This window comes from Streptomyces sp. NPDC015171 (assembly GCF_043079545.1).
Taxonomy (GTDB): Bacteria; Actinomycetota; Actinomycetes; order Streptomycetales; family Streptomycetaceae; genus Streptomyces.
This window is the reverse complement of record NZ_JBIBUO010000001.1, coordinates 755,084-773,318: the sequence shown is the minus strand read 5'-3', so window position 1 is coordinate 773,318 and position 18,235 is coordinate 755,084. Positions and strand designations below refer to the sequence as shown.

Annotated in this window: 24 protein-coding genes; all 24 read left to right on the top strand. The window is 68.4% G+C overall.

Features of this window, described 5'->3' with window-relative positions; genetic code table 11:
- The first annotated feature begins 2 nt into the window (after positions 1-2).
- The 24 genes from rplX to ACF073_RS03395 all read left to right on the top strand — a co-directional run bounded on the left by rplX (position 3) and on the right by ACF073_RS03395 (position 18,216).
- Complete coding sequence (rplX, locus tag ACF073_RS03510; protein WP_310764877.1) at positions 3-326, top strand: 50S ribosomal protein L24; 324 nt, start codon at positions 3-5, stop codon at positions 324-326.
- Positions 326-883, top strand: a complete 558-nt coding sequence (gene rplE, locus ACF073_RS03505) for a 50S ribosomal protein L5 (protein ID WP_158923772.1) — start codon at positions 326-328, stop codon at positions 881-883. The genes rplX and rplE overlap by 1 nt, the downstream gene beginning before the upstream one ends.
- 5 nt (positions 884-888) lie before the next feature.
- A complete protein-coding gene (locus ACF073_RS03500; RefSeq protein ID WP_003948630.1) occupies positions 889-1,074 on the top strand; it encodes a type Z 30S ribosomal protein S14 in 186 nt (61 codons plus the stop codon).
- A 212-nt stretch (positions 1,075-1,286) separates the two neighbouring features.
- Entirely contained in the window at positions 1,287-1,685 is a 399-nt protein-coding gene (gene rpsH / locus ACF073_RS03495) for a 30S ribosomal protein S8 (protein ID WP_007384075.1), read from the top strand.
- A gap of 24 nt (positions 1,686-1,709) precedes the next feature.
- A complete protein-coding gene (gene rplF, locus ACF073_RS03490; protein WP_392066467.1) occupies positions 1,710-2,249 on the top strand; it encodes a 50S ribosomal protein L6 in 540 nt (179 codons plus the stop codon).
- 3 nt (positions 2,250-2,252) lie between these two features.
- Positions 2,253-2,636 (top strand): 50S ribosomal protein L18, encoded by a 384-nt coding sequence (rplR, locus tag ACF073_RS03485; protein ID WP_053661883.1) that lies wholly within the window; start codon positions 2,253-2,255, stop codon positions 2,634-2,636.
- Positions 2,637-2,675: 39 nt separating this feature from the next.
- The gene (gene rpsE / locus ACF073_RS03480) at positions 2,676-3,281 is read left to right on the top strand and encodes a 30S ribosomal protein S5 (protein ID WP_007494753.1); all 606 of its coding nucleotides are present in this window, start codon (positions 2,676-2,678) and stop codon (positions 3,279-3,281) included.
- The gene (gene rpmD / locus ACF073_RS03475) at positions 3,281-3,463 is read left to right on the top strand and encodes a 50S ribosomal protein L30 (protein WP_003974250.1); all 183 of its coding nucleotides are present in this window, start codon (positions 3,281-3,283) and stop codon (positions 3,461-3,463) included. Before rpsE ends, rpmD begins: the two co-directional genes overlap by 1 nt.
- A gap of 2 nt (positions 3,464-3,465) precedes the next feature.
- The gene (gene rplO / locus ACF073_RS03470; protein WP_030967302.1) at positions 3,466-3,921 is read left to right on the top strand and encodes a 50S ribosomal protein L15; all 456 of its coding nucleotides are present in this window, start codon (positions 3,466-3,468) and stop codon (positions 3,919-3,921) included.
- Between the two features lie 189 nt (positions 3,922-4,110).
- Positions 4,111-5,424: a preprotein translocase subunit SecY gene (gene secY / locus ACF073_RS03465; protein WP_392066463.1), complete on the top strand. Its 1,314-nt coding sequence runs from the start codon at positions 4,111-4,113 to the stop codon at positions 5,422-5,424.
- The gene (locus ACF073_RS03460) at positions 5,424-6,086 is read left to right on the top strand and encodes an adenylate kinase (RefSeq protein ID WP_392066461.1); all 663 of its coding nucleotides are present in this window, start codon (positions 5,424-5,426) and stop codon (positions 6,084-6,086) included. Before secY ends, ACF073_RS03460 begins: the two co-directional genes overlap by 1 nt.
- Positions 6,087-6,184: 98 nt before the next feature.
- On the top strand, positions 6,185-7,021 hold the full coding sequence (gene map, locus ACF073_RS03455) for a type I methionyl aminopeptidase (RefSeq protein ID WP_392066459.1): 837 nt from the start codon (positions 6,185-6,187) through the stop codon (positions 7,019-7,021).
- Positions 7,022-7,183: 162 nt separating this feature from the next.
- Positions 7,184-7,405, top strand: coding sequence for a translation initiation factor IF-1 (infA, locus tag ACF073_RS03450; RefSeq protein ID WP_003948620.1), 222 nt, complete (start codon positions 7,184-7,186; stop codon positions 7,403-7,405).
- Between the two features lie 60 nt (positions 7,406-7,465).
- On the top strand, positions 7,466-7,579 hold the full coding sequence (gene rpmJ / locus ACF073_RS03445) for a 50S ribosomal protein L36 (protein WP_003998809.1): 114 nt from the start codon (positions 7,466-7,468) through the stop codon (positions 7,577-7,579).
- Positions 7,580-7,768: 189 nt separating this feature from the next.
- Entirely contained in the window at positions 7,769-8,149 is a 381-nt protein-coding gene (gene rpsM, locus ACF073_RS03440; protein ID WP_037657579.1) for a 30S ribosomal protein S13, read from the top strand.
- Positions 8,150-8,213: 64 nt separating this feature from the next.
- Positions 8,214-8,618 carry a 30S ribosomal protein S11 gene (gene rpsK / locus ACF073_RS03435; RefSeq protein WP_392066456.1) on the top strand — a complete coding sequence of 135 codons (405 nt, stop codon included), beginning with the start codon at positions 8,214-8,216 and terminating at the stop codon, positions 8,616-8,618.
- A 146-nt stretch (positions 8,619-8,764) separates the two neighbouring features.
- The gene (locus ACF073_RS03430; RefSeq protein ID WP_003966937.1) at positions 8,765-9,787 is read left to right on the top strand and encodes a DNA-directed RNA polymerase subunit alpha; all 1,023 of its coding nucleotides are present in this window, start codon (positions 8,765-8,767) and stop codon (positions 9,785-9,787) included.
- Between the two features lie 172 nt (positions 9,788-9,959).
- Positions 9,960-10,451 (top strand): 50S ribosomal protein L17, encoded by a 492-nt coding sequence (gene rplQ, locus ACF073_RS03425; protein WP_392066454.1) that lies wholly within the window; start codon positions 9,960-9,962, stop codon positions 10,449-10,451.
- 91 nt (positions 10,452-10,542) lie between these two features.
- The gene (gene truA / locus ACF073_RS03420) at positions 10,543-11,406 is read left to right on the top strand and encodes a tRNA pseudouridine(38-40) synthase TruA (protein ID WP_392066453.1); all 864 of its coding nucleotides are present in this window, start codon (positions 10,543-10,545) and stop codon (positions 11,404-11,406) included.
- Between the two features lie 384 nt (positions 11,407-11,790).
- Positions 11,791-13,209, top strand: a complete 1,419-nt coding sequence (locus ACF073_RS03415) for a glycosyltransferase family 2 protein (protein WP_392066872.1) — start codon at positions 11,791-11,793, stop codon at positions 13,207-13,209.
- The gene (locus ACF073_RS03410) at positions 13,209-14,237 is read left to right on the top strand and encodes a glycoside hydrolase family 26 protein (RefSeq protein ID WP_392066451.1); all 1,029 of its coding nucleotides are present in this window, start codon (positions 13,209-13,211) and stop codon (positions 14,235-14,237) included. Before ACF073_RS03415 ends, ACF073_RS03410 begins: the two co-directional genes overlap by 1 nt.
- A complete protein-coding gene (locus ACF073_RS03405) occupies positions 14,234-16,126 on the top strand; it encodes a glycosyltransferase family 39 protein (protein WP_392066449.1) in 1,893 nt (630 codons plus the stop codon). The genes ACF073_RS03410 and ACF073_RS03405 overlap by 4 nt, the downstream gene beginning before the upstream one ends.
- Positions 16,127-16,168: 42 nt before the next feature.
- The gene (locus ACF073_RS03400; RefSeq protein WP_392066447.1) at positions 16,169-17,473 is read left to right on the top strand and encodes a UDP-glucose dehydrogenase family protein; all 1,305 of its coding nucleotides are present in this window, start codon (positions 16,169-16,171) and stop codon (positions 17,471-17,473) included.
- Entirely contained in the window at positions 17,473-18,216 is a 744-nt protein-coding gene (locus tag ACF073_RS03395) for a polyprenol monophosphomannose synthase (protein WP_392066445.1), read from the top strand. Before ACF073_RS03400 ends, ACF073_RS03395 begins: the two co-directional genes overlap by 1 nt.
- Positions 18,217-18,235: the final 19 nt, after the last annotated feature.

The following is an 18,235-nucleotide window of genomic DNA, read 5'->3' as shown; positions in this document are numbered from 1 at the left end:
GCATGAAGATCAAGAAGGGCGACCTGGTCCAGGTCATCACCGGTAAGGACAAGGGCAAGCAGGGCAAGGTCATCGCGGCCTACCCCCGCGAGGACCGCGTCCTGGTCGAGGGTGTCAACCGGGTCAAGAAGCACACCAAGGCCGGCCCGACCGCCAGCGGTTCGCAGGCGGGCGGCATCGTCACCACCGAGGCGCCGATCCACGTCTCCAACGTCCAGCTGGTCGTTGAGAAGGACGGCAACAAGGTCGTGACCCGCGTCGGTTACCGCTTCGACGACGAAGGCAACAAGATCCGCGTTGCCAAGCGGACGGGTGAGGACATCTGATGGCTACCACCACCACTCCGCGTCTGAAGACGAAGTACCGCGAGGAGATCGCGGGCAAGCTGCGTGACGAGTTCAAGTACGAGAACGTCATGCAGATCCCCGGCCTCGTCAAGATCGTGGTCAACATGGGTGTGGGCGACGCCGCCCGCGACTCCAAGCTGATCGAGGGCGCCATCCGCGACCTCACCACGATCACCGGCCAGAAGCCGCAGGTCACCAAGGCCCGTAAGTCCATCGCGCAGTTCAAGCTGCGTGAGGGCCAGCCGATCGGTGCCCACGTCACGCTCCGTGGCGACCGCATGTGGGAGTTCCTGGACCGCACCCTGTCGCTCGCGCTGCCGCGCATCCGCGACTTCCGCGGCCTGTCCCCCAAGCAGTTCGACGGCCGTGGCAACTACACCTTCGGTCTCACGGAGCAGGTCATGTTCCACGAGATCGACCAGGACAAGATCGACCGTGTCCGGGGTATGGACATCACCGTGGTCACCACGGCGACCAACGACGCTGAGGGCCGCGCGCTCCTTCGTCACCTCGGCTTCCCGTTCAAGGAGGCGTGAGCGAGATGGCGAAGAAGGCTCTGATCGCTAAGGCTGCTCGCAAGCCCAAGTTCGGTGTGCGTGGCTACACCCGCTGCCAGCGCTGCGGCCGTCCGCACTCCGTGTACCGCAAGTTCGGCCTCTGCCGCGTGTGCCTTCGTGAGATGGCTCACCGTGGCGAGCTGCCGGGCGTGACCAAGAGCTCCTGGTAATCCCTGTAACAGGGGATTCCGGAAGCTCTCGGTAAGCATCTGGGTCGGCAGAGGCCCTTCTCCGCATGCCGTAGGCTTGCGGGGTTGGGCGTCTGCCGCGCCCGTACGACTTACTACGCCGTAGGTCCACCGCGCCGCACCCGTCCCGTCTCGGATCGGGGAGAGGGATGGCGCACCAGGAAACCCCGGCGAGAGAGGCCGAAGGCCAATTCATGACCATGACTGATCCGATCGCAGACATGCTTACGCGTCTGCGGAACGCGAACTCGGCATACCACGACTCCGTGACGATGCCGGCATCGAAGATCAAGTCTCACATCGCGGAGATCCTCCAGCAGGAGGGCTTCATCACGGGCTGGAAGGTCGAGGACGCCGAGGTCGGTAAGAACCTCGTTCTCGAGCTGAAGTTCGGCCCGAACCGTGAGCGCTCCATCGCGGGCATCAAGCGGATCTCCAAGCCCGGTCTCCGGGTGTACGCGAAGTCCACCAACCTGCCGAAGGTGCTCGGCGGCCTGGGCGTGGCGATCATCTCCACGTCGCACGGGCTCCTCACCGACAAGCAGGCCGGCAAGAAGGGCGTGGGTGGGGAAGTCCTCGCCTACGTCTGGTAGCGGAAGGGAACGGAGGAAACAGCTATGTCGCGTATTGGCAAGCTCCCCATCACGGTTCCCGCCGGCGTGGACGTCACCATCGACGGCCGTACGGTCTCGGTCAAGGGCCCCAAGGGCTCGCTGACCCACACCGTCGTCGCGCCGATCGACATCGCTAAGGGCGAGGACGGCACCCTTCAGGTGACGCGCCCGAACGACGAGCGTCAGAACAAGGCCCTGCACGGCCTGTCCCGCACGCTGGTGGCGAACATGATCACCGGCGTGACCCAGGGTTACGTGAAGAAGCTCGAGATCAGTGGTGTCGGTTACCGCGTGACCGCCAAGGGTTCGAACCTCGAGTTCGCTCTCGGTTACAGCCACCCGATCATCGTCGAGGCCCCCGAGGGCATCACCTTCAAGGTGGAGGCCCCCACCCGGTTCTCGGTCGAGGGCATCGACAAGCAGAAGGTCGGCGAGGTTGCGGCCAACATCCGCAAGCTGCGCAAGCCTGACCCGTACAAGGCCAAGGGCGTCAAGTACGAGGGCGAAGTCATCCGCCGCAAGGTCGGAAAGGCGGGTAAGTAAGCCATGGCATACGGGCAGAAGATCCTCAAGGGCGACGCCTACAAGCGCGCCGCGATCAAGCGCCGTCACATCCGGATCCGCAAGAACCTTTCCGGTACGGCGGAGCGCCCCCGTCTGGTCGTGACCCGCTCCAACCGCCACATCGTGGCGCAGGTGATCGACGACCTCAAGGGCCACACCCTGGCGTCCGCGTCCACTCTGGACGCGTCCGTGCGCGGTGGCGAGGGCGACAAGTCCGCGCAGGCCAAGCAGGTCGGCGCCCTGGTCGCCGAGCGTGCCAAGGCCGCCGGCGTCGAGGCTGTCGTGTTCGACCGAGGTGGCAACCAGTACGCCGGGCGCATCGCCGCCCTGGCGGACGCCGCCCGCGAAGCCGGGCTCAAGTTCTGAGCCTGCCGTAGCTAGCGGAAAAAGAGAGAGGTAATTCCAATGGCTGGACCCCAGCGCCGCGGTGGCGGTGCCGGTGGCGGCGAGCGGCGGGACCGGAAGGGCCGTGACGGCGGCGCTGCTGCCGCCGAGAAGACCGCGTACGTTGAGCGCGTTGTCGCGATCAACCGCGTCGCCAAGGTTGTGAAGGGTGGTCGTCGCTTCAGCTTCACCGCGCTGGTCGTGGTGGGCGACGGTGACGGCACCGTGGGTGTCGGTTACGGCAAGGCCAAGGAGGTGCCGGCCGCCATCGCCAAGGGTGTTGAGGAGGCCAAGAAGCACTTCTTCAAGGTCCCCCGTATCCAGGGCACCATCCCGCACCCGATCCAGGGTGAGAAGGCTGCCGGCGTCGTGCTGCTCAAGCCCGCGTCCCCGGGTACCGGTGTTATCGCCGGTGGTCCGGTGCGCGCCGTGCTCGAGTGCGCCGGTATCCACGACATCCTGTCGAAGTCGCTCGGCTCCGACAACGCGATCAACATCGTGCACGCCACCGTGGCGGCCCTGAAGGGCCTGCAGCGTCCGGAGGAGGTCGCGGCCCGCCGTGGTCTGCCTCTCGAGGACGTCGCTCCCGCCGCTCTGCTGCGTGCGCGTGCCGGGGCGGGTGCGTGATGGCTCAGCTCAAGATCACGCAGGTCAAGTCCTACATCGGCAGCAAGCAGAACCACCGTGACACCCTGCGTTCCCTTGGTCTCAAGGGCATCAACACGCAGGTCGTCAAGGAGGACCGCCCCGAGTTCCGCGGAATGGTGCACACCGTCCGCCACCTCGTGACGGTCGAGGAGGTCGACTGATCATGGCGGAGCAGAACCCGCTCAAGATCCACAACCTCCGTCCCGCCCCGGGCGCCAAGACCGCCAAGACCCGTGTGGGTCGTGGTGAGGCGTCGAAGGGTAAGACGGCCGGTCGTGGTACCAAGGGTACGAAGGCTCGTTACCAGGTTCCGGAGCGCTTCGAGGGTGGCCAGATGCCCCTCCACATGCGTCTTCCGAAGCTGAAGGGCTTCAAGAACCCGTTCAAGACCGAGTTCCAGGTCGTGAACCTCGACAAGCTGGCCTCGCTCTACCCCGAGGGTGGCGAGGTCACCGTCGAGGGTCTGGTGGCCAAGGGTGCCGTTCGCAAGAACAGCCTCGTCAAGGTCCTCGGCCAGGGCGAGATCTCCGTGGCGCTGCAGGTGACGGTCGACGCCGTCTCCGGCTCCGCCAAGGAGAAGATCACCGCCGCCGGCGGTACGGTCACCGAGCTCGTCTGAGTCCTTCGGACGACGCCTCGATGACGTAAACGGTCCCGACCGGGGATACCTCACAATGAGGTATCCCCGGTTGGTCGTTCCAAGGGGGGCAGTGTCGCCGGTAAGGTGGCCTGCACTGTACTTATTCGTATTCGTCGAACCTCAGACCGTCACCCTTGACGCAGTTGCGCGGGGGTCGCAGGAGGCACCGTGCTCACCGCGTTCGCCCGGGCGTTCAGGACGCCCGACCTGCGCAAGAAGCTGCTCTTCACGCTGGGCATCATCGTGGTCTACCGAGTCGGTACCCACATTCCGATCCCCGGCGTCAACTACCAGGCCGTCCAGAAGTGTGTCACCGAGGCGTCGGGCAACCAGGGCCTGTTCGGCCTCGTGAACATGTTCAGTGGCGGCGCGCTGCTGCAGATCACGGTCTTCGCGCTCGGCATCATGCCGTACATCACGGCCAGCATCATCCTTCAGCTGCTGACCGTGGTCATCCCGCGCCTGGAAGCCCTGAAGAAGGAGGGCCAGGCCGGCACGGCGAAGATCACGCAGTACACGCGTTATCTCACCGTGGCGCTCGCCATCCTCCAGGGCACCGGTCTGGTCGCCACCGCCCGCAGCGGCGCGCTCTTCAACGGCTGCTCGGTCGCCACGAGCATCGTTCCGGACCAGGCGATCTTCACGACCATCACGATGGTCATCTGCATGACCGCCGGTACGGCCGTCGTGATGTGGCTCGGTGAGCTGATCACCGACCGCGGCATCGGCAACGGCATGTCGATCCTGATGTTCATCTCGATCGCCGCGACCTTCCCGTCCGCCCTGTGGGCCATCAAGAAGTCGGGCACCCTGGCCGGCGGCTGGATCGAGTTCGGCACCGTCATCGCCGTCGGGCTGATCATGGTCGCGCTCGTGGTCTTCGTCGAGCAGGCCCAGCGCCGCATCCCGGTGCAGTACGCGAAGCGCATGATCGGGCGCCGTTCCTACGGCGGTACGTCCACGTACATCCCGCTCAAGGTGAACCAGGCGGGTGTGATTCCCGTCATCTTCGCCTCGTCGCTGCTCTACATTCCGGCACTCGTGGCGCAGTTCGCGGGAGGCAAGTCGGGCTGGAAGACCTGGGTCGAGCAGAACCTGACCAAGGGCGACCACCCGATTTACATCGTTACGTACTTCTTGCTCATCGTTTTCTTCGCGTTCTTCTACGTCGCTATCTCCTTCAACCCCGAGGAAGTAGCCGACAACATGAAGAAGTATGGTGGCTTCATCCCGGGCATCCGGGCTGGCCGACCGACCGCTGAGTACCTGAGCTACGTGCTCAACCGGATCACCTGGCCGGGTTCGCTGTATCTGGGTCTGATCGCTCTCGTGCCGACAATGGCGTTGGTGGGCTTTGGAGCAAGCCAGAACTTCCCGTTCGGCGGGACCAGCATCCTCATCATCGTGGGTGTCGGCCTCGAGACGGTGAAGCAGATCGAGAGCCAGCTCCAGCAGCGCAATTACGAAGGGTTCCTCCGCTGATGCGTATCGTCCTCGTCGGGCCGCCGGGTGCCGGTAAGGGAACGCAGGCCGTCCGTCTCGCAGAGAAGCTGGGCGTGCCGCACATCTCCACGGGTGACCTGTTCCGGGCCAACATCAGCCAGCAGACCGAGCTGGGCAAGCTCGCGAAGTCCTACATGGACGCCGGCAACCTCGTCCCCGACGAGGTGACCATCGCGATGGCCAAGGACCGCATGGAGCAGCCCGACGCGGAGAACGGCTTCCTGCTGGACGGCTTCCCGCGGAACGTCTCGCAGGCCGAGGCGCTGGACGAGCTGCTCACGACCGAGGGCATCAAGCTGGACGCCGTCCTGGACCTGGAGGTCCCGGAGGACGAGGTCGTCAAGCGGATCGCGGGCCGGCGCATCTGCCGCCGCGACTCGTCGCACGTCTTCCACGTGACGTACAACCCGCCGCAGAAGGAGGGCGTCTGCGACGTCTGCGGCGGCGAGCTGTACCAGCGGGACGACGACCGCGAGGAGACCGTCCGTACGCGGCTCGAGGTCTACCACACGCAGACCGAGCCGATCATCGACTACTACAAGGCGCAGGGCCTGGTCGTGACGATCTCCGCCCTGGGCCCGGTGGCCGAGATCACGCAGCGGGCCATGGACGCCCTCAAGCGCGAGAAGGCCGAGCAGTAGGTTCCGGCCCTTCCGGCCGCGGTGCCCTCCCGGGTGCCGCGGCCGTACTGTGTTGTACAGGTATCCCGAGTCGTGAGTGACGGAGAGCGCAGGCCCCCATGGTGCAGATCAAGACCCCCGAGCAGATCGCGAAGATGCGGGCGGCGGGCCTGGTCGTAGCCGCCATCCACGCGGCCACCCGGGAGGCCGCCGTCCCGGGCGCGACCACCAGGGACCTGGACGAGGTGGCCCGCAAGGTCCTCGCCGAGCACGGAGCGAAGTCGAACTTCCTGGGCTACGGCGGCTTCCCGGCCACCATCTGCACCTCTGTGAACGACGTGGTCGTCCACGGCATCCCCTCCGACGAGGTCGTCCTCAAGGACGGGGACATCATCTCGATCGACTGCGGCGCGATCATCGACGGCTGGCACGGCGACGCCGCCTACACGGCCTTCGTGGGCTCCGGTCACGCCCCGGAGCTGGTCGAGCTGTCCCGGGTGACGGAAGAATCGATGTGGGCCGGCATCGCGGCCATGAAGCAGGGCAACCGCCTGGTCGACATCTCCCGGGCCATCGAGACGTACATCCGCCGCCAGCCGAAGCCGGGCGGCGGCCGGTACGGGATCATCGAGGACTACGGCGGCCACGGCATCGGCACCGAGATGCACATGGACCCGCACCTGCTGAACTACGTCGAACGCCGCCGCGGCAAGGGCCCCAAGCTGGTGTCCGGCTTCTGCCTCGCGATCGAGCCGATGGTCTCCCTCGGCACCCCGCGCACCGAGGTCCTGGAAGACGACTGGACGGTCATCACCACCGACGGCACCTGGTCCTCCCACTGGGAGCACTCGGTCGCCCTGACCGACCAGGGCCCCCTGGTCCTGACGGCCCCCGACGGCGGCAAGGCCAAGCTGGCCGAGTACGGCGTGCAGGCCGCCCCCGATCCCCTGGCATGAGCATCGCCGGTACGGGGCAGACTTCCCCGATTCGCCTTTCCGGGTGCACCGACGTAGACTGACTCGTCGGCTCTCGTGCACCCGCATGTCCGCATGCTCCCGCAAGGGAATCCCAGGGTAAGCCTGAGAGTCGATCAAGGTAGTCGATTCGAAGGGCGAAGCGTGGCCAAGAAGCAAGGTGCCATCGAGATCGAGGGCACTGTCGTCGAGTCTCTGCCGAACGCCATGTTCAAGGTCGAGCTCCAGAACGGCCACCAGGTCCTGGCACACATCAGCGGCAAGATGCGTATGCACTACATCCGTATCCTCCCTGACGACCGGGTCGTGGTGGAGCTTTCTCCGTACGACCTGACGCGTGGCCGGATCGTCTACCGGTACAAGTAGATCTTGCCCTAGCCCCGGGCCCGCCCGGTGCGATGGCACTGACCCGGAGAACCTCACCCCATGAAGGTCAAGCCGAGCGTCAAGAAGATCTGCGACAAGTGCAGGGTGATCCGCCGTCACGGCCGGGTCATGGTCATCTGCGAGAACCCGCGCCACAAGCAGCGCCAGGGCTGACGCACGACCATCACCCTCTGCACTTTCGCAGAGTTTCGCGCGACGCGAGCTGAATATGTTCATACGCAGAGCCCGAGCCGACCAGCTCGACACCCCCGGTTCGGAGGCCGGGGACCCGGTTCGTACCTAGTACGGCGGCCGGGAGCCGGCTCTGCGGAAGACCTCCGAAGATTCACCAGGAGCCATTGAATGGCACGCGTTTCCGGTGTTGACATCCCGCGCGAAAAGCGCGTGGAGGTCGCCCTCACCTACGTGTTCGGCATCGGCCGGACGCTCTCGAAGGAGACGCTGGCTGCGACCGGCGTCGACCCCAACACCCGCGTCCGTGACCTGAGCGAAGAGCAGCTGGTCGCGATCCGCGAGTACGTCGACAGCAACATCAAGACCGAGGGTGACCTCCGTCGCGAGATCCAGGCCGACATCCGCCGCAAGGTCGAGATCGGCTGCTACCAGGGTCTCCGTCACCGTCGCGGTCTGCCCGTCCGCGGTCAGCGCACCAGCACCAACGCCCGCACCCGCAAGGGCCCGCGTCGCGCCATCGCCGGCAAGAAGAAGCCGGGCAAGAAGTAGTCCGCAGCGGACATCTGTCCACGGTCTTCGCTGTAGGACCGACCACCTCCGTAGGAGTATGTAGATGCCCCCCAAGGGACGTCAGGGCGCAGTCAAGAAGGTGCGCCGCAAGGAAAAGAAGAACGTCGCTCACGGCCACGCGTACATCAAGAGCACGTTCAACAACACGATCGTTTCCATCACGGACCCGACCGGCAACGTGATCTCCTGGGCCTCCGCCGGCCACGTCGGCTTCAAGGGTTCCCGGAAGTCCACGCCGTTCGCCGCGCAGATGGCCGCCGAGTCGGCTGCCCGTCGCGCGCAGGAGCACGGCATGCGCCGGGTCGACGTGTTCGTGAAGGGCCCGGGTGCCGGTCGTGAGACCGCGATCCGTTCCCTGCAGGCCACGGGCCTCGAGGTCGGCTCCATCCAGGACGTCACCCCGACCCCGCACAACGGCTGCCGTCCGCCGAAGCGCCGTCGCGTCTGACGCACTGCGCAGGTCGTAGGTCGCGGGCGGTACGGCTCTCTGGGGTCGTGCCGCCCGTACCCTTGCAATACCCGCGTTTCTCACAGGCGCGGTTTCCGTCGGGCGTCAAATAGCGGGCGTCCACGAAAGAAGGATCTGATCCACACATGCTGATCGCTCAGCGTCCCTCGTTGACCGAAGAGGTCGTCGACGAGTTCCGCTCCCGGTTCGTGATCGAGCCGCTGGAGCCGGGCTTCGGTTACACCCTCGGCAACTCCCTCCGCCGTACCCTCCTCTCCTCGATCCCCGGCGCTGCTGTCACCAGCATCCGGATCGACGGCGTGCTGCACGAGTTCACCACCGTGCCGGGCGTCAAGGAGGACGTCACCGACCTGATCCTCAACATCAAGCAGCTGGTCGTCTCCTCGGAGCACGACGAGCCGGTCGTGATGTACCTGCGCAAGCAGGGCCCGGGTCTGGTCACCGCCGCCGACATCGCGCCCCCGGCCGGCGTCGAGGTGCACAACCCCGACCTGGTCCTCGCCACGCTCAACGGCAAGGGCAAGCTGGAGATGGAGCTGACCGTCGAGCGCGGTCGCGGCTATGTCTCCGCCGTGCAGAACAAGCAGGTGGGCCAGGAGATCGGCCGTATCCCGGTCGACTCCATCTACTCGCCGGTTCTCAAGGTCACGTACAAGGTCGAGGCCACGCGTGTCGAGCAGCGCACCGACTTCGACAAGCTGATCGTCGACGTCGAGACCAAGCAGGCCATGCGTCCGCGTGACGCCATGGCGTCGGCCGGCAAGACCCTGGTCGAGCTGTTCGGTCTCGCCCGCGAGCTGAACATCGACGCCGAGGGCATCGACATGGGCCCGTCCCCGACGGACGCCGCCCTGGCCGCCGATCTCGCGCTGCCGATCGAGGAGCTGGAGCTCACCGTTCGGTCGTACAACTGCCTCAAGCGCGAGGGCATCCACTCCGTGGGTGAGCTCGTCGCCCGCTCCGAGGCCGACCTGCTGGACATCCGCAACTTCGGTGCGAAGTCCATCGACGAGGTCAAGGCGAAGCTGGCCGGCATGGGCCTGGCCCTCAAGGACAGCCCGCCCGGATTCGACCCGACCGCCGCCGCCGACGCCTTCGGCGCCGACGACGACGCGGACGCCGGTTTCGTGGAGACCGAGCAGTACTGAGTGCTCCGCGGGGAGGCCGTACTGCTTGCGCCGACCGGCTGCGGCCGGTCGCGCAGGTCCCCGCGCCCCTTCCAGGCCCCTTCGGGGGCCTGGATCTCCGACGGGCGACCGCCCGCTCGGATACTGACTCCGGTACCTGATACGGCCGGGGCAGACACCTAGGAGAAACACCATGCCGAAGCCCACCAAGGGTGCCCGTCTGGGCGGCAGCGCCGCGCACGAGAAGCTCCTCCTCGCGAACCTCGCGAAGAGCCTCTTCGAGCACGGCCGCATCACCACCACCGAGGCGAAGGCCCGTCGCCTGCGCCCGTACGCCGAGCGTCTGGTCACCAAGGCGAAGAAGGGCGACCTTCACAACCGCCGCCAGGTGCTCCAGGTGATCACGGACAAGAGCATCGTCCACACGCTCTTCACCGAGATCGGCCCGCGCTACGAGAACCGTCCCGGTGGCTACACCCGCATCACCAAGATCGGTAACCGCCGTGGCGACAACGCGCCCATGGCTGTCATCGAGCTGGTCGAGGCGCTGACGGTCGCGCAGCAGGCCACCGGCGAGGCCGAGGCCGCCACCAAGCGTGCGGTCAAGGAAGCCGACCAGGCCAAGGTCGAGGAGACCAAGGTCGAGGAGACCGAGGCTCCGGCCGAGGAGTCCAAGGACGCCTGAGGCTCTGCCTGACGCTGGAAGCGGGTTCGCCCTTCGGGGCGGGCCCGCTTTCCCGTCTTTCCGGCGGGTACCGCCCTGAGAGGATTTCTGTGTGAGTGACGAAGTACAGCCCGGTTCCGTCCGGATCCGCCTCGACCTGTCCTACGACGGCACCGGCTTCCACGGCTGGGCCAAGCAGGCCGGCGGCAAGCGGACCGTGCAGGGGGAGATCGAGGACGCCCTGCGCACGGTGACGCGGTCGAAGGAGACGTACGAGCTGACCGTGGCCGGGCGGACCGACGCCGGTGTGCACGCCCGGGGCCAGGTGGCGCATGTCGATCTGCCGGCCGAGCTGTGGGCGGAGCACCGGGAGAAGCTGCTGAAGCGGCTGGCCGGACGGCTGTCGAAGGACGTGCGGGTGTGGCGGCTCACCGAGGCGCCGGCCGGGTTCAACGCGCGGTTCTCGGCGGTCTGGCGGCGCTACGCCTACCGGGTCACCGACAACCCGGGCGGGGTGGACCCGCTGCTGCGCGGCCATGTGCTCTGGCACGACTGGCCCCTGGACGTGGCCGCCATGAACGAGGCCGCCCGGGCGCTCCTCGGGGAGCACGACTTCGCCGCCTACTGCAAGAAGCGGGAGGGGGCGACCACGATCCGCACGCTCCAGGAGCTGAGCCTGGTCCGCGGCGCCGACGGGGTCATCACCGCCACCGTCCGGGCGGACGCGTTCTGCCACAACATGGTGCGCTCGCTGATCGGCGCGCTGCTGTTCGTCGGGGACGGGCACCGGGGGCCGGAGTGGCCCGGGAAGGTGCTGGCCGCGGGGGTGCGGGACTCCGCCGTGCATGTCGTACGGCCGCACGGGCTGACGCTGGAGGAGGTCGGCTACCCCGCCGACGAGCTGCTCGCGGCCCGGAACCTGGAGGCCCGGCGCAAGCGGTCACTTCCCGGATCGCCGGGCTGCGAAACCTGTTAGTTACGTTCCACTTCGCGCATCTTAGGCCCCATGTGCCCACTTACCGGGCGTAACCCCCTTTATTGAATCTTACACGTTTCATATATCCCGGATACAGTTGCGCCCCTCGGCCAAAAGTTCGACAGGGGTGGCCGGGGTTGGCTGGGGGGTCGACGGGTCGGTTCGGCCCGGGGTTGGACAAACAGAATGACTTCAGTGGGTCCCGTGCGCGCCGGGGGGCGTCGCGCGGCACGCCAGAGCGGTGGGCGGCGACGGGCCGGACGTGGCGGTACGGCCGCGCTGGGCCTGCTGCCGCTCCCGCCGTCGGACCGGGAGAAGTACTCCTACGCGCACCGGCACCTGTGGATCCTGACGATCAGCTCGCTGGTCAGCTTCTGCTGTCTGGTGCTGAGCCAGTTCAAGCTGGCGCAGTCCACGCCGGTGCTGTGGATCTACACGCCGCTGCTGGTGTTCACGGTCGTCTACTACCTGGTGTCGTTGCGGGTGAACGGCTTCACCCGGGACTTCGACATCGCCCGGCACCGGCAACTGGTGCAGAGCTGGCGGCCCGAGGTCTACCCGACCGTCGACGTCTTCCTGCCGGTGTGCGGGGAGCCCATCGAGGTGCTGCACAACACCTGGCGGCATGTGCGGGCGATGGCCGACCGCTACCCCGGGGTCTGCGTGCCGTTCGTGCTCGACGACGGCGCGAGCCCGGAGCTGGCGGCGATGGCCCGGGACTTCGGGTTCCGCTACGGCACCCGGGAGAACCGGGGCTGGTTCAAGAAGGCCGGCAATCTGCACTTCGGCTTCGGCCGGTCCGACGGCCAGTTCATCCTCATCCTGGACGCGGACTTCACTCCGCGCGCCGATCTGCTGGAGGAACTGCTGCCGTACATGGACGACGATCCGCGGATCGGCATCGTCCAGTCCCCGCAGTACTTCCGGGTGCTCGACTCGCAGAACTGGATCGAGCGCGGGGCGGGCGCGGTGCAGGAGCTGTTCTACCGCTCCGTGCAGGTGTCCCGGCAGGGCAGCGACGGCGCCATCTGCGTGGGTTCCTGCGCGATCTACCGGCGGGCGGCGCTGGAGACCAACGGCGGCACCACGCTGATCGAGCACTCCGAGGACGTGCACACCGGGTTCGATCTGCGCGGGCTCGGCTGGGACCTGCGGTATGTGCCGGTCGCGGTGTCCACCGGGGTGTGCCCGGACAGCGCGGGCGCCTTCTTCAACCAGCAGTACCGCTGGTGCTCGGGCTCGATGAGCCTGCTCGGCAGCCGGAAGTTCTGGCAGCGCGAGATCAGGTTCTCCAGCCGCCTGTGCTACATGTCCGGGTTCTTCTACTACATCCACACCGCGCTGTTCACCTTCGCGGCCCCGGTCATCCCGATCGTGCTGCTGCTGATGATGCCGGAGAAGCTCAAGGTCGAGCATCTGCTCCTGGTGCTGCCCAGCATCCTCTACACCACGATCATCTTCCCGATGTGGCACCGCTCGCCGTACCGCCTGGAGGCCTGGGCGGCCCGCATGATGTACGGCTGGGCGCATGTCTTCGCCATCTGGGACATCCTGCGCAAGAACCGCATGGGCTGGCAGCCGACCGGCTCCTCCGGCGCCAAGAAGAACAAGACCCGGCGCTTCTGGATCGGGATGTGGGCGTGGAGCGGCGGCACGGCGCTGATCTGGGTCACCGCCGCGGTGTACCGGACGTTCACCATGAACGCCCCGGACTTCGCCCTGATCCTGTCCTCCGGGCTGTTCTACGCGCTGGTCGTGGGCCGGGTGCTGGTGCAGCCGCGCGCGGGGGCGGAGGTCGTCTGATGCCTCTGAAGGAACGATTCCGCATGGTCGTTCTGGCTCTGGCCTGCTGCCTGGCCGGCGCCCTCGCGCTCGGCGGCTGCTCGCTGCTGGGCGACGACGACGGCGGTTCCCCCGGGTCCGGCGGCCACGCCGCGGCCTCGCACCCGGCCAAGGGCACCGGCAAGGACATCCCCTACGACGTCACGCCCCTGCTGAAGCCGGCGAAGAAGTACTTCGGGGTGGCCGTGCCGGGCGCCCCGACCTCGATGAAGAACGTGGACGCGTACACGAAGAGGGTGGGCAAGCAGCCGAACCTCGTCGAGTACTACGCCGGCTGGGGCGACGGCTTCGACGCCACCGGGGTGCGCAACGCCTGGGCCGAGGGCGCCCTGACGCTGATGTCCTGGGAGCCCTTCGACACGCCGGTCGCCGACATCGCCGCGGGCAAGTCCGACCCGTACATCAAGGAGTACGCGGCGGCGGTCCGCGGACTGAACCTGCCCGTGGTGATCGACTTCGCGGACGAGTTCAACGGGCACTGGGAGAAGTGGGGCACGAACGACGTGACCCCGGCCCAGTACGTGGCCGCCTGGCGGCACATCCACCAGACCTTCGTCGACACCGGCGCCACCAACGTCATCTGGGCCTGGTCGCCCAACATCGTCAACCCGGTCCGGGACGTGCGGCTCGCGCCGTACTACCCGGGCGACGCCTATGTCGACTGGGTGGGCCTGATCGGCTACTTCACCACCGGTGAGGACAACGCCTTCGACAGCGTCTTCGGGCCCACCCGCGACCAGATCCGCACCTTCACCAAGAAGCCGATGCTGCTGCTGGAGACCGCCGCCATGCCCGGCGAGCGGCGCCGTGCCGACGTCCGCCGGCTGTACGCGGGCGTCACGGCGGACGACGACATGCTCGGGTTCGTCTGGTTCAACCACAAGAAGCGCGCCGACTGGCGGCTGGAGGCGAGCCCGCTGGCGCTGAAGGAGTTCAAGCGCCTGGCCGCCGACCCCCGGTTCGGCTTCGACGTACGGAAGCCGTCATGACCTCCCGACCCGAGCACTACACACCCCAGCCGTACGACCCGTACGCCGAGGAGGAGCCGCGGGGCGGCTGGTTCAACTCCGACGGCTACGTCCCGCGCCAGCCGCAGGGCTACGACCTGATCCAGGGCTACGACGTCCCTCAGGGGTACGACACGCCTCAGGGGTACGACACGCCCCAGGGCCACGGCGTACCCCAAGGCCACGGCGTACCCCAGGGGGACGTCCCCCAGGGGTACGACTACGACCCCCGGACCTACCCGTACCAGCAGGCCGACCCGTACCAGCAGGCCGACGACCAGCCGACGTACGCCCTGCGGACGGTGGCGGAGCCGGCCGCGCCGGCCGAGCCCGGGTACCACGTGCCGCAGACCCCCGAGGTCGGCTGGGACATGGCCGCGAGCCGCCGGCGGGCCTGGGTCAGCCGGGCCGTGCTGCTGTTCGTCCTGGCCGTCCAGGCGGTGCTCTCGCTGCGCCTGTCCAACACGGCGTTCCAGGACGAGGCCCTGTACCTGGCGGCCGGCCACGCCGAGCTGGCGCATCTGCTGCACGGCACACCGCTGCCGATCAACTACGCGGCGTACTTCTCCGGCTCGCCGCAGCTGTACCCGGTGCTCGCGGCGGCCGTGGACGACCGCTTCGGGCTCACCGGCGCCCGGCTGCTGAGCCTGGCCTTCATGCTGGGCACCACCACGCTGCTGTACTCCTTCACCCGGCGGCTGTTCAACGAGCGGGCCGCGCTGGCCGGCGCGGCGCTCTTCGCCGTCGTGCAGTCCACCGTCGTCATGGGGTACTTCGCCACCTACGACGCCGCCGCGGTGTTCCTGCTGGCCCTGGCCACCTGGATCGTGGTCCGCACCGACCGGGCACCGGTGGCCGCCGTGCTGCTGGCCGCGCCCGTCGCCGTCCTCGCCGTCGGTGTGAAGTACGCCGCCGCCCTCTATCTGCCGACCATCGTGGTGCTCGCGCTGCTCACCGGCTGGCCGCACAAGGGCAGCAGGGCGTTCGTACGGATGCTGCTGCTCGCGCTCGGCATCGGCGCCCTCCTGGGGGCCGGCATGTACACCACCGACCTGCTCGCCGGTGTGCGGCAGACCACCACCGACCGCGCCCACGGCTCCGACAGCACCGCCTTCCTGCTCCAGCGGTCGGCCGAGTGGGGCGGGCTGATGTTCCTCACCGCCGTCGGCGGTGCCGTCTCCTATGTCCGGCGCAGCCGGATGAACGAGTCGCCGGCCGCCCAGCGGCTCGGCAACCCCGGCTGGCGCTGGCGGGCGCTGCTCGGCCTCGTACTGTGCGGCACCGCCCTGCTCGCGCCCGCGTACCAGGTGCACCTGGGGACCGTGGTCTCGCTCTTCAAGCACGTCGGCTTCGGCCTGCTCTTCGCCGCGCCGATGGCCGGTGTGGGCGTGACCCGGCTGATCGGCGCCCACTTCCGCTACCCCCAGCTCGGCATCATGGTGTGGACGGCGACCCTGTGCCTCGGCATCTCGCAGGCGGACTGGCGCTACGGCGTCTGGCCCGACTCCTCGAAGATGATCCAGGTCATCGACTCCCATGTGGACCGCGAGGGCCGCTATCTGGCCTCGACGCCCGAGGTACCCGTGTACTACCTGCGCCAGAAGACCAGCCACCGGCAGTGGCAGGGCGTCTTCGCCCTGGAGTACACGGACAAGAAGGGCGCGTACCACTCCGGTGACACGGCCTACCGGGCCGCGCTGCGCGACGGCGAGTTCGACCTGATCGTCCTGGACGGGCTCACCAACCCCCGGGTGGACGCCGTCGTCGCGGACGCCGTCAAGGGCAACCCGCACTACCGGATGCTCGCGGACCTTCCCTTCCGCAACTCCAGCGGGACCGGGCACTACCGCATCTGGATCAAGACCTCCTGACGCATCAGCCGGGCAGGACCTGAAGCAAGAAAGGCCGTTCTCTTGCGGCTCACCGTCATCGGCACCGGCTATCTCGGTGCCACCCATGCCGCCTGCATGGCGGAGCTGGGCCACGAGGTGCTCGGCGTCGACGTCGACCCGGACAAGGTCGCCGCGCTCGGCGCCGGCCGGGTGCCCTTCCACGAGCCGGGCCTGGCCGAACTGATCGCACGGCACACCGCGAGCGGCCGGCTGCGCTTCACCACGTCCTACGCGGAGGCCGGCGCGTTCGGCGAGGTCCACTTCGTGTGCGTCGGCACCCCGCAGCGCGGGGACTCCGGCGCCGCCGACCTGACCCACGTCGACGCGGCCTTCGCCGCCCTGGCCGCGCACACGGCGCCGGACGCGCTGCTCGTGGGCAAGTCGACCGTGCCGGTCGGCACGGCGCAGCGGCTGGCGGCGACGCACCGCGCCGAGATCGCCTGGAACCCGGAGTTCCTGCGCGAGGGCTTCGCGGTCGAGGACACGCTGCGGCCGGACCGGCTGGTGTTCGGCGTGGCGACGGACCGGGCCGAATCGATCCTGCGCGCCGTGTACGCCCCGGTCCTCGCCGCCGGCACGCCGCTCGTCACCGCCGACTTCCCGACCGCCGAACTGGTCAAGACGGCCGCCAACGCCTTCCTCGCCACCAAGATCTCCTTCATCAACGCGATGGCCGAGGTCTGCGAGGCGGCGGGCGGCGATGTGGGCACCCTCGCCGAGGCACTCGGCCACGACGACCGGATCGGACCGAAGTTCCTGCGCGCCGGGATCGGCTTCGGCGGCGGCTGCCTGCCCAAGGACATCCGCGCCTTCGCGCACCGCGCCGGCGAGCTGGGCGTCTCCCTGGCCTTCCTGCGCGAGGTGGACGCGATCAACATGCGGCGCCGGGACCGGGTGGTGGAGCTGGCCCGCGAGAGCTGCGGCGGCTCCGTGCTCGGCGCCCGGGTCGCCGTCCTCGGCGCCGCCTTCAAGCCCGGCTCCGACGACATCCGCGACTCCCCCGCGCTGGGCGTGGCGGCCCGGCTGCGCCTGGAGGGCGCCGACGTCACCGTCTACGACCCCGAGGCCATGGACAACGCCCGCAAGGCGTTCCCGCTGCTCGGGTACGCCCTGACGGCCGAGGACGCGCTGCGCGGGGCCGATCTGGTGCTGCATCTGACCGAGTGGCCGCAGTTCCGGGAGATCGACCCGGAGCGGGCCGGAGCGCTGGTGGCCCGGCCGCGGATCGTGGACGGACGGGGAGTGCTCGACGCGGACCGCTGGGCCGCGGCGGGCTGGCGATTGCGGGCGCCGGGCCGGCCGGCGCCCGCGGGGGAGGGGAAGTGATGGCGCACAGCGAGCCGCGGATCACCGTGGTGATGCCGACGTACAACGAGGCGGCGAACCTGCCGGGCATGGCGGAGGCCGTGCTCGGGCTGCCGCTCGACGGGCTGCATCTGAAGATCGTCGATGACTCCAGCCCGGACGGCACCGGGCGGCTCGCCGAGGAACTGGCCGAGAAGTACAACGGCGACGGCCGGTCCCGGATGAGCGTGCTGCACCGCACCGAGAAGGACGGGCTGGGCCGGGCGTACACGGCCGGGATGTCCGCCGCGCTGGCGGAGGGCGCCGGGTACGTCGTCCAGATGGACGCCGACGGCAGCCACCCGGTGGAGGCCGTGCCCCGGATGCTGCGGGCGGCCCTGGACTCGGGCGCCGGCCTCGTGGTCGGCAGCCGGTACGTCGAGGGCGGCTCCCTGGCCGACGAGTGGGCCGCGCACCGCGTGCTGCTGTCCCGGTTCGCCAACCGGTACGCCCGCGCCGTCCTCGGCACCGACATCCAGGACATCACGGCGGGCTTCAACCTGTGGTCCGCCCCGACCCTGCGGGACGTGGACCTGGCCTCCCTGGACAGCGCCGGCTACAGCTTCCAGGTGGAGCTGAAGTACAAGGCCGTACGGGCCGGGCATACGGCCGTGGAGGTCCCGATCCGCTTCGCCGAGCGCACCGAGGGTGTCTCCAAGATGACGCTGCGCACCCAGCTGGAGTCGGCCGTGGTGCCGCTGCGGCTGCGGCTGAAGCGCCGCTAGCCGCGGCATCCGGCCGCCG